Raw genomic sequence first — 13,833 nt, forward strand, 5'->3', positions numbered from 1 at the left:
CCCGATCCCCAACAATGAGGCATTCTTTCCATGGCGAAGATCAAGGTGGCGAACCCGGTCGTCGAACTCGACGGCGACGAGATGACCCGCATCATCTGGCAGTTCATCAAGGACAAGCTGATCCACCCCTATCTCGACCTCGAGCTTGAATATTACGACCTCGGCGTCGAGCACCGCGACGCCACCAACGACCAGGTGACCATCGATTCGGCCAATGCCATCAAGAAACATGGCGTCGGCGTGAAATGCGCGACGATCACGCCCGACGAGCAGCGCGTCGAGGAATTCGGGCTGAAGAAGATGTGGAAGTCGCCGAACGGCACCATCCGCAATATTCTCGGCGGCACCATCTTTCGCGAGCCGATCATCATGAAGAACGTGCCGCGGCTGGTGCCCGGCTGGACCAAGCCGATCATCGTCGGCCGTCACGCTTTCGGCGATCAGTACCGCGCCACCGACTTCCGCTTTCCCGGCAAAGGCAAGCTGACGATCAAATTCGTCGGCGAGGATGGCAAGGTGATCGAGCATGACGTGTTCGATGCGCCGGCCGCCGGCGTCGCCATGGCCATGTACAATCTCGACGAGTCGATCCGTGAATTCGCCCGCGCCTCGCTGAATTACGGGCTGCTGCGCAACTACCCCGTTTACCTCTCGACCAAGAACACCATCCTCAAGGCTTATGACGGCCGCTTCAAGGACATTTTCCAGGAAATCTACGAGGCCGAGTTCGAAGCCGAATTCAAGGCGAACAAGCTCTGGTACGAGCACCGGCTGATCGACGACATGGTCGCCTCCAGCCTGAAATGGTCGGGCGGCTATGTCTGGGCCTGCAAGAACTATGATGGCGACGTGCAGTCGGATACGGTGGCGCAAGGTTTTGGGTCGCTCGGCCTGATGACCTCGGTACTGATGACCCCGGACGGCAAGACGGTGGAGGCGGAGGCCGCACATGGCACCGTCACCCGTCACTATCGCCAGCATCAGAAGGGCGAGGAAACCTCGACCAACTCGATCGCCTCTATCTTCGCCTGGACGCGCGGCCTCACCCATCGCGCCAAGCTCGACGACAATGCCGAGCTGAAGCGTTTTGCCGAGACGCTGGAAAAAGTCTGCATCCAGACTGTCGAGGCCGGCTTCATGACAAAGGATCTGTCGCTGCTGATCGGTCCCGACCAGCCATGGCTTTCGACCACCGGCTTCCTCGACAAGATCGACGAGAATCTACAGAAGGCGATGGCCTGACCAGACGAGCGTCATGGGCAAACCCGTCGTCTATGGCGCGGACTACAGCGTTTATGTGCGCATCGTCCGCCTCGTGCTCGAGGAAAAGGGCATCGACTACCAACTTGTGCCGGTCGACATCTTTGCGGCGGACGGCATTCCGGGCTGGTATTTCGACCATCATCCGTTCGGCCGCATCCCGGCCTTCGAGCACGACGGCTTTCGCCTCTTCGAGACCAGCGCGATTGCCTGCTATGTCGACGAGGCTTTCGACGGACCGAGGTTGCAACCGGTCGAAGCCCGGCCTCGCGCAACTATGAACCAGATCATCGGCATGCTCGACGCCTATGCCTATCGGGCCATGGTCTGGGATGTCGCTGTCGAGCGGCTGGAGAAAGAAGCGCCCGACGAAACGCTGATTGCCGACGGGCTTCGGCGGGCGACCATGGCGCTGCGGGCGCTTTCTTCGCTGAAAGCTCCCGGGCCATGGCTGATGGGAAACCAGCTTACGCTGGCCGACCTGCATGCAGCATCTATCATCGGCTATTTCGTCAAGGTGGCCGACGGACAAAACCTGCTGGCCGAGTTCGCCGACATCCAGGCTTGGTGGGCTCGCATGGCCGAGCGCCTGAGTTTTGCCCGCACTGAAAAGGCAGAGTGAGGCGAAGCGGCCTCCGAATAGCTGCTCATTCGGGAAGGTAGATTTCCGCCTTCATAAAAGTCTTCGCACGACCCATGATCAGCACGCGATCTCCAGCCAGGTCACACAGCAAATGTCCGCCGCGCTGCGAGCATTGGAACGCCGACAGATGCGACTTGCCTAGTTTTTCAGACCAGTAAGGCACCAGCGTCGCATGAGTGGAGCCAGTCACCGGATCCTCGGGAATGCCCGCTCCGGGCACGAAATAACGCGAGACGAAATCATGGGCTCGCCCGGGCGCGGTAATGACCAGGCCAAGAGGATGAAGGGTTCTTATCCTAAGCAGATCGGGAACGAATGACCGTACCGATGCCTCGTCGGAAAGCTCGACAAACAGGTTTTCGAAATTGCGGAAGCTCGAAACCGGACGCCGGGGAAATATCTCTTGCAGCGCCAGCGTTAACTCCCCGCCGAGCGGCTGCGGCGGAAAACACGGCAGATCGAGCTGGTAGGCACCTTCCCGTTGGGAAACCCGTAGCTCACCCACCCGCGTGGCAAAGACCATGTCGCCAGGCACATTGTGTTCCGCAGCCAACACATGGGCGGTCGCAAGAGTAGCATGGCCACAGAAGTCAACTTCATGAACCGGCGTGAACCAGCGCAAATCCCAACCTTCGCCATTCGGCCGCGCAAACGCGGTTTCAGCAAGATTGTTCTCGTTTGCGATGGCCTGCATCACATCGTGCGATAGCCAGTCCTCCAAAACGAGAACGGCAGCAGGGTTGCCTTGGAAAGCCCGTTCGGCAAAGGCGTCGACTTGATACATGGTCAACGTTGCCACATCATCCCCGCTGCCACTTCGGCTTCGCCTTACGCAGCTTCCAGAGCCGCTTTCACCGCAGCGATCGCATTCTCGGCTTTCGAGGCATCCGGGCCGCCGGCCTGGGCCATATCAGGCCGACCGCCGCCGCCCTGCCCGCCCAATGCCGCGGACGCCACACGCACAAGATCGACGGCGCTGAAGCGGCCGGTCAGGTCGTCGGTGACCCCGACCACGACGCTTGCCTTGTTGTCCTCGCCGGCGCCAACGAAGACGACGACGCCGGAGCCGAGCGACTTCTTGCCGGCATCGGCCAACGGCTTCAAGTCCTTTGGCGCGACACCCGATACCGCCTTGCCGAGGAAGCCGACACCGGCAATGGTCTCGTTCTCGGCAGGCACGCCGGCTGGCGAGCGATCGCCGAGCGCCAGCTTCTTGCGTGCCTCGGTCAGCTCCTTCTCAAACTTCTTGCGCTCGTCGAGCAGCACCTCGACGCGGGCCGGCACGTCGGCCGGCGAAATCTTGAGCGTGGCGGCGACCGCTTTCAACCGCTTGTCCTGCTCGTCGAGATGCTTTCTGGCCGCCTCTCCGGTCAGCGCCTCGATGCGGCGCACGCCGGCGGCGACGGCGCCCTCCGACACCAGCCGGACCAGGCCGATATCGCCGGTGGCGCCGACATGGGTGCCGCCGCACAGCTCGACCGAATAGGGCTTGCCGGCCTTGTCGCCGGTGACCCCGGTGCCCATCGAGACGACGCGGACCTCGTCGCCATATTTCTCGCCGAACAGCGCCATGGCGCCCTCGGCGATCGCGTCGTCGACGCTCATCAGCCGCGTCGTCACCGGGCTGTTCTGCACGACGATCTCGTTGGCCATCGCCTCGACGCGTTCCAGCTCTTCCGCCGAGATGGGTTTCGGGTGGGAAAAGTCGAAGCGCAGCCGTTCCGGCGCGACCAGCGAGCCCTTTTGCGAGACATGGGTGCCGAGCACCTCGCGCAGCGCCTCGTGGACAAGGTGGGTCGCCGAGTGGTTGGAGCGCAGCCGCGTGCGCCTGAAATGGTCGACCTTAAGCTCGACCGCTTCACCCGTCCTGACGGTGCCCCTGGTGACCTTGCCGAAATGCACGACCAGACCGTCACCCTTCTTCTGCGTGTCGGTGACGTCGACGGCAAAGCCTTCGCCCGAAATCACGCCGGTGTCGCCCATCTGGCCGCCGGACTCGCCATAGAACGGCGTCTGGTTGACCACCACGCCGACGGTTTCGCCGGCAACGGCGCTCTCTACCGCGGAGCCGTCCCTGACCAGCGCCTGAACGATGCCTTCCGCTTGCTCGGTGTCGTAGCCCAGGAACTCGGTCGCGCCCGCCTTTTCGCGCACCGCGAACCAGACGGTCTCGGTAGCCGCGTCGCCGGAGCCGGCCCAGCTCTTGCGCGCCTCGGCCTTCTGGCGCTCCATCGCAGCATTGAAGCCGTCGAGGTCGACCGAAACGCCGCGCGCACGCAGGGCGTCCTGGGTGAGGTCGAGCGGGAAGCCGTAGGTGTCGTAGAGCTTGAACGCCGTCTCGCCGTCGAGCCGGTCGCCGCTGCCCAGCGTCTCGGTCGCGTCGGCGAGCAGGCCGAGGCCGCGCGCCAGCGTCTTGCGGAAGCGGGTTTCCTCGAGCTTCAGCGTCTCTGATATCAGCGGCTGGCCGCGCACCAGTTCGGGATAGGCCTGGCCCATCTCGCGCACCAGCGCCGGCACCAGCCGCCACATCAACGGATCACGGGCACCCAAAAGCTGCGCATGGCGCATGGCGCGGCGCATGATGCGACGCAGCACGTAGCCGCGGCCTTCGTTCGACGGCAGCACGCCATCAGCGATAAGGAAGCTCGATGCGCGCAGATGATCGGCAATGACGCGGTGGCTTGCCCGGTTCTTGCCTTCCGCCTTGACGCCGGTCGCCTCTTCCGAGGCGCGGATCAGCGCCTTGAACAGGTCGATGTCGTAATTGTCGTGCTCGCCCTGCAGGACGGCGGCAATGCGTTCCAAACCCATGCCGGTATCGATAGACGGGCGCGGCAGTTCGATCCGCTCCGCCTTCGTCACCTGCTCGAACTGCATGAAGACGAGGTTCCAGATCTCGATGAAACGGTCGCCGTCCTCATCCGGGCTGCCGGGCGGGCCGCCTGGAATGTCGGCGCCATGGTCGTAGAAGATTTCCGAACACGGACCGCAGGGACCGGTATCGCCCATCGCCCAGAAATTGTCGCTGGTGGCGATGCGGATGATCCTGTCCTCCGGCAGCCCGGCGATCTTCTTCCAGAAGCCCGCGGCCGCGTCGTCGGTATGGTAGACGGTCACCAGAAGCCTATCCTTGGCGATGCCGAACTCGCGGGTGATCAGGTTCCAGGCGAGCTCGATAGCGCGCTCCTTGAAATAATCGCCGAAGGAGAAATTGCCGAGCATCTCGAAGAAAGTGTGGTGACGGGCAGTGTAGCCGACATTGTCGAGGTCGTTGTGCTTGCCGCCGGCGCGCACGCATTTCTGCGAGGTCGTGGCGCGCGAATAGGGACGGGTTTCAAACCCGGTGAAGACGTTCTTGAACTGCACCATGCCGGCGTTGGTGAACATCAGCGTTGGGTCGTTGCGCGGCACCAGGGGGCTCGACGCCACGACCTCGTGACCCTCTTTGCGGAAATAGTCGAGAAATGCCGACCTGATCTCGTTGACGCCACTCATGAATACTGCCTTTTCGAGAGAACCGCCGATTGCCGGCGGAAAACAGACATGGCCTTTTAACGGTCGCGCCGCACCCTGTCCAGAAACACGAAATTGCTCCAAATCGTAGCCTTTCCAGCTGTTCAGGATGGCCAGAGACACAGCCAAAAAACGCAAACCGCCGGCCCAAGGCCGGCGGCATAAATACATCGATATACCAACTCAATTCGGGACGCGAACTCAAACGGGTATTCTGGCTGGCACAGCCTGCATCCTACATCGCGCCCGCTTCGTCCTCGAAACCATCGTCTCCGCCTTCGGACCCACCGTTCTCGAGGAATTTCTCGGCGATCAACCCGGCATTCTGCCTCAGCGCCAGCTCGATCTCGCGCGCCGTGTCGGGATTGTCGCGCAGGAACAGTTTTGCGTTCTCGCGGCCCTGGCCGAGACGCTGCGAATTATAGGAGAACCAGGCGCCCGACTTCTCGACCACGCCGGCCTTGACGCCGAGGTCGACCAACTCGCCGGTCTTGGACACGCCCTCGCCGTACATGATGTCGAATTCGACCACCTTGAAGGGCGGCGCCAGCTTGTTCTTGACCACCTTGACGCGGGTCTGGTTGCCGACGACCTCGTCGCGGTCCTTGACCGAGCCGATGCGGCGAATGTCGAGGCGCACCGAAGCGTAGAATTTCAGCGCGTTGCCGCCGGTCGTGGTCTCGGGCGAACCGAACATGACACCGATCTTCATGCGGATCTGGTTGATGAAGATGACCATGGTGTTGGAGCGCGAGATCGAGGCGGTCAGCTTGCGCAGCGCCTGGCTCATCAGGCGGGCCTGCAGGCCGGGCAGCGAATCGCCCATTTCGCCCTCGATTTCGGCGCGCGGCGTCAGCGCCGCGACCGAATCGACCACCAGCACGTCGATGGCGCCGGAACGCACCAGCGTATCGCAGATCTCCAGCGCCTGCTCGCCGGTGTCGGGCTGCGAAATCAGCAGGTTTTCGAGATCGACGCCGAGCTTGCGGGCATAGACCGGATCGAGCGCGTGCTCAGCATCGACGAAGGCGCAGATGCCGCCCTTCTTCTGGGCCTCGGCCACCGTGTGCAGCGCCAGCGTCGTCTTGCCCGAGCTTTCCGGCCCGTAGATCTCGACGATGCGGCCGCGCGGCAGGCCGCCGACGCCAAGCGCGATGTCGAGGCCAAGCGAACCGGTCGGCACCGTTTCGATCTCGACGACCTGCTCGTTTGCGCCTAGCCGCATGATCGAGCCCTTGCCGAAGGCACGCTCGATTTGCGACAGCGCCGCATCCAGAGCCTTTGATTTATCCACTGCTTTGTCCTCTACAAGCCGCAAAGAATTCTGAGCCATGATACATCACCCCTTGGTCGTCAATGAAGGCCGGACAATCCGTAATCCTTATTAATTTGTACCTTGTTTGTTCTCGTCTGGCAAGGGGAGACAAACAATTGAAAAACAAAGAATATCCGTATTTGTTCTTTTTTTGTTTCGTGCTTTCACCCCCGGATGTATCCGGCTTCCCCCGCAGGATCGTGCTGCCATCTTCCGAATCGCGCCTCCGGTTGCCGGGTTCCGCGGGACAACCTAGTCTCCACCCGGCAACAGCAAAGGTCTCCTCGCCGGCATGATGAAGTCGCCGACAATCCTGGCCGTAGGCGGCGCCTATATAGACCGGCGCGGCCAGGTTTCGGGCGCCTTTGTGCCGGCAGCGTCGAATCCCGGCACGATGCGCGAGGAAGTCGGCGGCGGCGTTTTCAACGCGCTGCGCTGCGCCGTGCGGTGCGGCGTCTCCGGTTCGCTGCTTTCGGTGCGCGGCGGTGATGTTCTGGCCGATACGGTCTCGCGCGCCATTGCTGCGGCCGGCATTGCCGATCTGTCCGTGGTGTTCCTCGATCGCACGACGCCGAGCAACACGGTGTTGATCGACGGCGACGGCGCGCTGATCGCCGGCCTTGCCGACATGGCGCTCTACGACCTGGCGCTTCCCAAGCAGATCCGCCGTGCCAAGGTGCGCGAGGCGATCAGCACCGCCGATGCGGTCCTGTGCGACGCCAACCTGCCGTCGACGGCGCTGGAGCGGCTGGTGGCGCTTGCCGCCGGCAAGCCAGTCTTCGCCCTCGCCGCTTCACCAGACAAGGCGGTGCGGCTCGCGCCGGTGCTCGGCAGCCTGGCGATGGTCTTCGTGGACCGGCGCGAGGCCATCGCACTCGCCGATGTCGGTATCGATGCTGCGGAGCACGATATCACAGACGGCCTGAGGCGGGCGGGCCTCAAAGGCGGCGTGGTGACGGCGGATGACGGTCCGGTGCTGGGTTTCGACGCGGCCGGCGCCTTCTCGATCCTGCCGCCAAGAAAGGTCGCGGACGTAGCCGCCGATGTGCTGGCAGGCGCAATGGTCGCCGCTCTGCTGCGCGGCCTGACGCTACGTGCGGCGCTGCGTGAAGGCGTTGCCGCGGCAATGCTTGCGATCGAAAGTGCCGAGCTTGTGCCGGCCTTTACGGCGGCAACCCTTGCCGAGGCGCTGGCCCTTGTGCCCGAGGCGCGGGAATTGGCCTGAGGTGGTGACCAGCGGAGAGGCAGCCTACTTGCCGGCCCGCAGCCCCGCTTCATAGGCCCGGCGTGCCCAGACCGCCATCTCATCCGGATCTTCGAACGCGCTGTCGGGAACGCTCCAGTACGGCATCGACACCAGCTTGCCGTGCCGCGACCCCGTATAGGTCCATTGCCGACAGCCGGCCGCCTCGAATTCGGGCGCGCTTTCCGCGTCGGCCTTCAGCATCAATTCGCCACGCACCACGATGGCGATGATAACGCCGTCAAAATAGATGCCCTTGCCACCGAACATCTTGCGAATGCTGACCGGGCCGAGGCCTTCGAAAAGTTCGGCAATGCGTTCATTGTCCATGCCGCGATCATGTCACCCGGATTTCCCCTTGTCATCGCCGCAACCGGCACCATCCTGACAAGTTGAAAAACAATTTCGTCGGAGTTTTTTTTCATGCCGCTTCTGCTCAAAGGGTCCTGCCGGTGCAATGCCGTCCGCTTCGAGGTGGAAAGCCACACGCCGGTGCCGTTCATGCTCTGCTACTGCTCGATCTGCCGCAAGCAGCAGGGCGGCGGTGGCTTCGCCATCAATCTCGGCGCCGATTTCGACACGATGAAAATCAAGGGCAAGCGCAATCTTGGCGTCTACCAAGCCGAGATCGAGGACGACGAGCATCCGCAATGCGAGATCTCGTCAGGCGAGCGGAATTTTTGCCGGAAATGCGGATCGGCACTGTGGCTCTACGACCCGACCTGGCCTGAGCTGGTCCATCCCTTCGCCTCGGCGATCGACACAGACCTGCCGAAACCGCATGAAAAGGTGCATCTCATGCTGAAATACAAGGCGAACTGGGTCGAGCCCAAAATCGGCAAGAAAGACAAGACCTTCGATGTCTATCCCGAGGAATCGATCGCAGACTGGCACAAGCGGACGGGAATGTGGGTGGATTAGGTCCTTCTCTCCGTTTACGCCGTTTACGGGGAGAAGATGCCGGCAGGCAGATGAGGGGCGGCGCAAACATCACAGAGGCCGGCTCTGCCCCTCATCCGGCCCTTCGGGCCACCTTCTCCCCGTAAACGGGGAGAAGGGAAGATCAGGCCGATGTGCGCGCCTCGGCCAAGGCCTTCAGATCGGCCGGCTTGAGCTCAACCGATTCGCCGCAGCCGCAGGCCGAGCTCTGGTTCGGGTTGCGGAAGGTAAAGCCGGTGCGCAGCGTCGTCTGCTCGAAATCCATCTCGGTGCCGAACAGGAAAAGCGCTGCTTCGGGCGCGACATAGACATGGGCGCCGTCGCGCTCGATATGATCGTCCTTGGTATTGGGTTCGGTCACCAGATCGACCGTATATTCCATGCCGGCGCAGCCGCCCTTCTTGATGCCAAGGCGAATGCCATGCGCATTCTCTCGGGTGGCGACGATCTCGCGAACCCGGTCGGCAGCCTTTTCGGTCATCGTGATGACGGCGAAGCGTCCCATTCTCTTTCTCCGCGTTCACGCAGGTTCAAGGCCTGCGGAATGTTTCATAGCTCAAAATGGTTACAACGGCACCTTATCGCAAGGGGTTTTATTGCCATTGCCCCTTCAACGCGGCTGTCGCGTATGCGTCCAGCGCGGCAACCAGTGAATTTTGGTTATGTTCCTCCAACGCATAGAAAGCGTCATCCAAGGCATCAAAATCTATACAAGCACTGCCGATCTCACCCACGAGCTCCATTCTTGTTGCCCGGCCTTCGGGGAAGTCCTTCCCCAGTAAAACGCAGGCTTGGCGCGTTAACTCCGCATGCTTTTCCAAGCCCATCGCAGACAAACCTTGGACGGCCCCTTCAGCTGTTATCCCATAAGAGTTATAAAAATACTGGCGAAACCCGCCATTGAGGACCTGCCAATGCAGCAACTCTACGCATATGACATTCTTGATCGCCACAGGCATCGCAGAAATAACAGCGTGATATTCAGACGGTTCGTCCAGCACTTCCAGAACTGGGTCGCCCCAAAGCTCTACGACTCTCGCCGAAGGCGGAATGTCACTATTGAGCAGTTCGATCGGCAAAGCATCATCAGACATCAAAATTCGCCCTGAGGATCAATACCAGCCCACCGCCACCTGCGCCTCTTCCGACATGCGGTCGGGCGACCAGGGTGGATCGAAGGTCATGTTGACCTCGACGCCGGAAACGCCTTCGACAGCGCCGACGGCATTTTCCACCCAGCCGGGCATTTCGCCGGCCACCGGGCAGCCCGGCGCGGTCAGCGTCATGTCGATCTTGACCGAGCGGTCGTCCTCGATGTCGATCTTGTAGATCAGGCCGAGCTCGTAGATGTCGGCCGGGATTTCCGGATCGTAGACCGTCTTTAGCGCCGAGACGATGTCGTCGGTCAGCCGCGCCAGCTCGTCGGCGGGAATGGCCGAGGCGGAAACCAGACCGTTGGCAGTCGTCTCCGAAGTGGTCTCAGCGGTGCGGCCTACATCATCCATGATCGTCACCCGAAAAACTTTCGCGCCTTTTCGAGCGCATCGGCCAAAGCGTCGACTTCGGCCCTGGTATTATACATGCCGAACGATGCCCTGCATGTGGAGGTTACGCCAAAACGTTTCAACAGCGGCTGGGCGCAGTGGGTGCCCGCGCGGACAGCAACGCCTTGCCTATCGATCACCATCGACACGTCGTGGGCATGAATGCCCTGAAGTTCGAAGGAGATGATGGCGCCCTTATCCGGCGCGTCGCCGAAGATGCGCAGCGAATTGATGGTCCGCAGCCGCTGATGGGCATAATCCTTCAGATCGGCTTCGTGGGCGGCAATGCGCTCGCGGCCGATCTTTTCCATGTATTCGAGAGCAGCACCCAGCCCGATCGCCTGAACGATCGGCGGCGTGCCGGCCTCAAAGCGGTGCGGCGGATCGTTGTAGGTGACGAAGTCTTGCGTCACCTCCTCGATCATCTCGCCGCCGCCCATGAACGGGCGCATGCGCTCCAGCATATCCTTCTTGCCATAGAGCACTCCGATGCCCGAGGGCCCATAGACCTTGTGGCCGGTGAAGACGAAGAAATCGCAGTCGAGGTCCTGCACGTCGATCGGCATGTGCACGGCGCTCTGGCTGCCGTCGACCAGCACCGGAATGCCGCGCGCATGCGCGATGCGGACGATCTCCTTGATCGGCGTCACCGTGCCCAGCGCATTCGACATATGCGTGATGGCGACCAGTTTTGTGCGATCGGTCAGCCGCTTCTCGAACTCCTCGATATGGAAGACGCCGAGATCGTCGACCGGTACCCAGACCAGCCTGGCGCCCTGCCGCTCGCGGATGAAATGCCACGGCACGATGTTGGAATGGTGCTCCATGATCGACAGGACTATTTCATCGCCCTCGCCGATATTGGGCATGCCGAAGCCATAGGCGACGGTGTTGATCGCCGCGGTCGTGTTCGAGGTGAAGACGATGTTGTCGGTATCAGGCGCGTTCAGAAATCTTTGCACTATTTTCCGCGCGTTCTCAAAGGCGTCGGTCGCCGCATTCGACAGGAAATGCAGCCCGCGATGAACGTTGGCGTATTCCTGGGAATAAGCGTGCTGGATGGCGTCGAGCACGACCTGCGGCTTCTGCGCCGAGGCGCCGTTGTCGAGATAGACCAGCGGTTTGCCGTAGACTTCCCGCGACAGGATCGGGAAGACGCGGCGGATCGCCTCGACGTCATAGGGGATGTTTTCGACTTTCTGGTCCATTTCGAAGTCCTTGCCGCTCTACGCCGCGTTCGTTCCAACACCCCTCATCCGTCTTGGCGCTTCGCGCCAATCCACCTTCTCCCACAAGGGGAGAAGGTCGGGCGCGTTACCCGTGCGCCACGAACCAGTCGTCGAGCCTTGCTTCCAGTGCCTCGACGATCGCTTCGTCGTCCAGTTCCTCGATCACTTCGGCGACGAAAGCCTTGACCAGAAACCCGCGCGCGGTCTTCTCGTCGATGCCGCGTGCCATCAGATAGAATAGATGGTCGTGGTCGATCTCGGTGACGGTCGCGCCATGGCCGCAGACGACGTCGTCGGCGAAAATTTCGAGCTCAGGCTTGGTCGAGAACTCGCCGTCATCCGACAGAAGCAGCGTGTTGCAGGCCATCTTGGCGTTGGTCTTCTGCGCATATTGGTGGACGTTGATGCGCCCCTGGAAGACGCCGCGCGCTCTTCCGGTCACCACGTTGCGGATCACCTCCGTCGAAGCCGTGTGCGGCACGGTATGGTCAAGCACCATGGTCACGTCGGTATGGGTGTCGCCGGCAAGCAGGTTGATGCCGCGCAGCGTGAAATCGGCGCCTTCGCCGGTGGTCTTGACCACGATCTCCTGGCGCACCAGCTTGCCGCCGGCATTCATCACGAACAGCGTCAGCTTGGAATCCTTGCCGAGATGCGCCTTGAACTGGGCAAGATGCGTCGCCGTATCCGGCTGCTCCTGCACGATCAGCCACGTCACGTCGGCGCCCTCGTCAAGCAGAAGCTGGCTAACCGAGCTGACGAGTGCGGCGCCCTCGCCCGTCTGGCGCTCGACGATGACAGCCTTGGCGCCGGCGCCGACACGGACGCCCAGGCGCACATGCGTCTGCCCGCCGGATTGCAGGTTCTGCAGTTCGATCGGCTTGTCCAGTTCGGTGCCGTCGGCGATGTCGACAAAATAGCCGTCGGCAACGAAAGCGGTGTTCAGCGCGCCGATAGCGTCGTCGGCGCCGTAGGGATCGAGGCCTGGCGCGATGCTGCCGTCGGTCAGTTTCTCCGACAGGCGCTGCACGGCAATGCCTTCGATATCAGGCAGTTTCGCGCTCGATACGCCGTTCAGCACTGGCAGAACGGCGGACCCTTCGACAACAGGCGCAATGGCTTTCGGGGCGGCTGCGGGATCGAAGTCCGGCACCGAAGTCAGCAGGCGGCGCAGATCGGTGTAGTGCCAGGATTCGATGCGCCGCGTCGGCAGGCCGCTCTTGATCGCCTCGATGGCGTCGTCGCGCTTCAGCATCACCTTGCCGTCGCCGGGCAGCAGCGACAGCCGGTCGCTGAAGGCGTCGATCAGCGCCGTTTCGGCCGGCGTTCGCTGGGGTATCGTGTGTATATTCATCAGTTTCGCTCTGCCTTCTGGCATCTCACGCGGCTTGGCCGATCACGCCGGCATAGCCATTGGCTTCGAGGTCGAGCGCCAGCGACTTGTCGCCCGATTTGATCACCTGGCCCCTGTAGAGAACGTGCACCGTATCAGGCACGATGTATTGGAGCAGGCGCTGGTAGTGGGTGATGACGACGATGGCGCGGTCTGGCGAGCGCAGCGCGTTGACGCCGTCCGCGACGATCTTCAGCGCGTCGATGTCGAGGCCTGAATCGGTCTCGTCGAGCACACAGAGTTTTGGCTCCAGAAGCTTCATCTGCAGGATCTCGGCGCGCTTCTTCTCGCCGCCGGAAAAACCGACGTTGAGCGGCCGCTTCAGCATCGCCATGTCCATGTTGAGCGAGGCGGCGGCGTCCTTCACCCGCTTCAGGAATTCCGGGATCTTCAGCGGCTCCTCGCCGCGCGCCTTGCGCTGCTCGTTCATCGCCACTTTCAGGAATTCCATCGTCGCCACGCCCGGTATCTCCATCGGATACTGGAAGGCGAGAAAAATGCCTGATGTGGCGCGCTCGGCCGGGTCCATTTCGAGGATCGATTCGCCGTTGTAGAGAATGTCGCCTTCTGTGACTTCATAATCCTCGCGCCCGGCGAGGATGTAGGACAGCGTCGATTTTCCCGAGCCGTTGGGACCCATAATGGCGGCGACCTCGCCGGCTCTGACTGTCAGGTTCAGGCCGCGGATGATCTCGGTGCCGTCATCGACGATGCGGGCATGAAGGTTCTTGATCTCAAGCATTTTTTCTTTTCC

General features: G+C 61.9%; 14 protein-coding genes. 4 read left to right on the forward strand and 10 right to left on the reverse strand.

All coding sequences use genetic code 11. The features are described from left to right. The first annotated feature begins 30 nt into the window (after window positions 1-30). Window positions 31-1,242, forward strand: coding sequence for an NADP-dependent isocitrate dehydrogenase (locus CIT26_RS00875; RefSeq protein WP_095490799.1), 1,212 nt, complete (start codon window positions 31-33; stop codon window positions 1,240-1,242). Window positions 1,243-1,255: 13 nt separating this feature from the next. Continuing rightward, a complete protein-coding gene (locus CIT26_RS00880; protein WP_095490800.1) occupies window positions 1,256-1,882 on the forward strand; it encodes a glutathione S-transferase family protein in 627 nt (208 codons plus the stop codon). A gap of 25 nt (window positions 1,883-1,907) precedes the next feature. On the opposite strand, the gene CIT26_RS00885 is transcribed toward CIT26_RS00880, so the two are convergent. From CIT26_RS00885 to recA, 3 genes are all read right to left on the reverse strand, one after another. Beyond that, on the reverse strand, window positions 1,908-2,687 hold the full coding sequence (locus tag CIT26_RS00885; protein ID WP_095490801.1) for a PhzF family phenazine biosynthesis protein: 780 nt from the start codon (window positions 2,685-2,687) through the stop codon (window positions 1,908-1,910). A gap of 44 nt (window positions 2,688-2,731) precedes the next feature. Next, complete coding sequence (alaS, locus tag CIT26_RS00890; protein WP_095490802.1) at window positions 2,732-5,398, reverse strand: alanine--tRNA ligase; 2,667 nt, start codon at window positions 5,396-5,398, stop codon at window positions 2,732-2,734. Between the two features lie 253 nt (window positions 5,399-5,651). After that, window positions 5,652-6,749 (reverse strand): recombinase RecA, encoded by a 1,098-nt coding sequence (gene recA, locus CIT26_RS00895; RefSeq protein ID WP_008875470.1) that lies wholly within the window; start codon window positions 6,747-6,749, stop codon window positions 5,652-5,654. A gap of 274 nt (window positions 6,750-7,023) precedes the next feature. Between recA and CIT26_RS00900 the strand changes: the two genes are divergently transcribed. Next, the gene (locus tag CIT26_RS00900; protein WP_095490803.1) at window positions 7,024-7,956 is read left to right on the forward strand and encodes a carbohydrate kinase family protein; all 933 of its coding nucleotides are present in this window, start codon (window positions 7,024-7,026) and stop codon (window positions 7,954-7,956) included. 24 nt (window positions 7,957-7,980) lie between these two features. On the opposite strand, the gene CIT26_RS00905 is transcribed toward CIT26_RS00900, so the two are convergent. Continuing rightward, window positions 7,981-8,304 (reverse strand): TfoX/Sxy family protein, encoded by a 324-nt coding sequence (locus tag CIT26_RS00905; RefSeq protein ID WP_095490804.1) that lies wholly within the window; start codon window positions 8,302-8,304, stop codon window positions 7,981-7,983. 93 nt (window positions 8,305-8,397) lie between these two features. Here CIT26_RS00905 and CIT26_RS00910 point away from each other — a divergent pair, with 93 nt between their 5' ends. Beyond that, complete coding sequence (locus CIT26_RS00910; RefSeq protein WP_095490805.1) at window positions 8,398-8,895, forward strand: GFA family protein; 498 nt, start codon at window positions 8,398-8,400, stop codon at window positions 8,893-8,895. 142 nt (window positions 8,896-9,037) lie between these two features. Here CIT26_RS00910 and sufA read toward each other — a convergent pair whose 3' ends face one another. The 6 genes from sufA to sufC form a co-directional block, all read right to left on the reverse strand. Beyond that, window positions 9,038-9,418: a Fe-S cluster assembly scaffold SufA gene (gene sufA / locus CIT26_RS00915; RefSeq protein ID WP_095490806.1), complete on the reverse strand. Its 381-nt coding sequence runs from the start codon at window positions 9,416-9,418 to the stop codon at window positions 9,038-9,040. Window positions 9,419-9,506: 88 nt separating this feature from the next. Continuing rightward, window positions 9,507-10,007: a DMP19 family protein gene (locus CIT26_RS00920; RefSeq protein WP_095490807.1), complete on the reverse strand. Its 501-nt coding sequence runs from the start codon at window positions 10,005-10,007 to the stop codon at window positions 9,507-9,509. Window positions 10,008-10,025: 18 nt separating this feature from the next. Continuing rightward, window positions 10,026-10,418, reverse strand: a complete 393-nt coding sequence (locus CIT26_RS00925; RefSeq protein ID WP_095490845.1) for an SUF system Fe-S cluster assembly protein — start codon at window positions 10,416-10,418, stop codon at window positions 10,026-10,028. 5 nt (window positions 10,419-10,423) lie between these two features. Further along, window positions 10,424-11,665 carry a cysteine desulfurase gene (locus tag CIT26_RS00930; RefSeq protein WP_095490808.1) on the reverse strand — a complete coding sequence of 414 codons (1,242 nt, stop codon included), beginning with the start codon at window positions 11,663-11,665 and terminating at the stop codon, window positions 10,424-10,426. Between the two features lie 106 nt (window positions 11,666-11,771). Next, the gene (gene sufD / locus CIT26_RS00935; RefSeq protein ID WP_095490809.1) at window positions 11,772-13,040 is read right to left on the reverse strand and encodes a Fe-S cluster assembly protein SufD; all 1,269 of its coding nucleotides are present in this window, start codon (window positions 13,038-13,040) and stop codon (window positions 11,772-11,774) included. A gap of 25 nt (window positions 13,041-13,065) precedes the next feature. Then, window positions 13,066-13,821, reverse strand: a complete 756-nt coding sequence (gene sufC, locus CIT26_RS00940; protein ID WP_095490810.1) for a Fe-S cluster assembly ATPase SufC — start codon at window positions 13,819-13,821, stop codon at window positions 13,066-13,068. Window positions 13,822-13,833 lie beyond the last annotated feature (12 nt).

Source organism: Mesorhizobium temperatum (assembly GCF_002284575.1).
Taxonomy (GTDB): domain Bacteria; phylum Pseudomonadota; class Alphaproteobacteria; order Rhizobiales; family Rhizobiaceae; genus Mesorhizobium; species Mesorhizobium temperatum.

Excerpts from the sequence above, each read along its gene's own strand:
- CIT26_RS00885 (WP_095490801.1), bottom strand. The coding sequence starts at position 2,687 with ATGTATCAAGTCGACGCCTTTGCCGAACGGGCTTTCCAAGGCAACCCT.
- alaS (WP_095490802.1), bottom strand. The coding sequence starts at position 5,398 with ATGAGTGGCGTCAACGAGATCAGGTCGGCATTTCTCGACTATTTCCGC.
- sufA (WP_095490806.1), bottom strand. The coding sequence starts at position 9,418 with ATGGGACGCTTCGCCGTCATCACGATGACCGAAAAGGCTGCCGACCGG.
- CIT26_RS00925 (WP_095490845.1), bottom strand. The coding sequence starts at position 10,418 with ATGGATGATGTAGGCCGCACCGCTGAGACCACTTCGGAGACGACTGCC.
- CIT26_RS00880 (WP_095490800.1), top strand. The coding sequence starts at position 1,256 with ATGGGCAAACCCGTCGTCTATGGCGCGGACTACAGCGTTTATGTGCGC.
- CIT26_RS00930 (WP_095490808.1), bottom strand. The coding sequence starts at position 11,665 with ATGGACCAGAAAGTCGAAAACATCCCCTATGACGTCGAGGCGATCCGC.
- CIT26_RS00920 (WP_095490807.1), bottom strand. The coding sequence starts at position 10,007 with ATGTCTGATGATGCTTTGCCGATCGAACTGCTCAATAGTGACATTCCG.
- CIT26_RS00910 (WP_095490805.1), top strand. The coding sequence starts at position 8,398 with ATGCCGCTTCTGCTCAAAGGGTCCTGCCGGTGCAATGCCGTCCGCTTC.
- CIT26_RS00900 (WP_095490803.1), top strand. The coding sequence starts at position 7,024 with ATGATGAAGTCGCCGACAATCCTGGCCGTAGGCGGCGCCTATATAGAC.
- sufC (WP_095490810.1), bottom strand. The coding sequence starts at position 13,821 with ATGCTTGAGATCAAGAACCTTCATGCCCGCATCGTCGATGACGGCACC.
- CIT26_RS00875 (WP_095490799.1), top strand. The coding sequence starts at position 31 with ATGGCGAAGATCAAGGTGGCGAACCCGGTCGTCGAACTCGACGGCGAC.
- sufD (WP_095490809.1), bottom strand. The coding sequence starts at position 13,040 with ATGAATATACACACGATACCCCAGCGAACGCCGGCCGAAACGGCGCTG.
- recA (WP_008875470.1), bottom strand. The coding sequence starts at position 6,749 with ATGGCTCAGAATTCTTTGCGGCTTGTAGAGGACAAAGCAGTGGATAAA.
- CIT26_RS00905 (WP_095490804.1), bottom strand. The coding sequence starts at position 8,304 with ATGGACAATGAACGCATTGCCGAACTTTTCGAAGGCCTCGGCCCGGTC.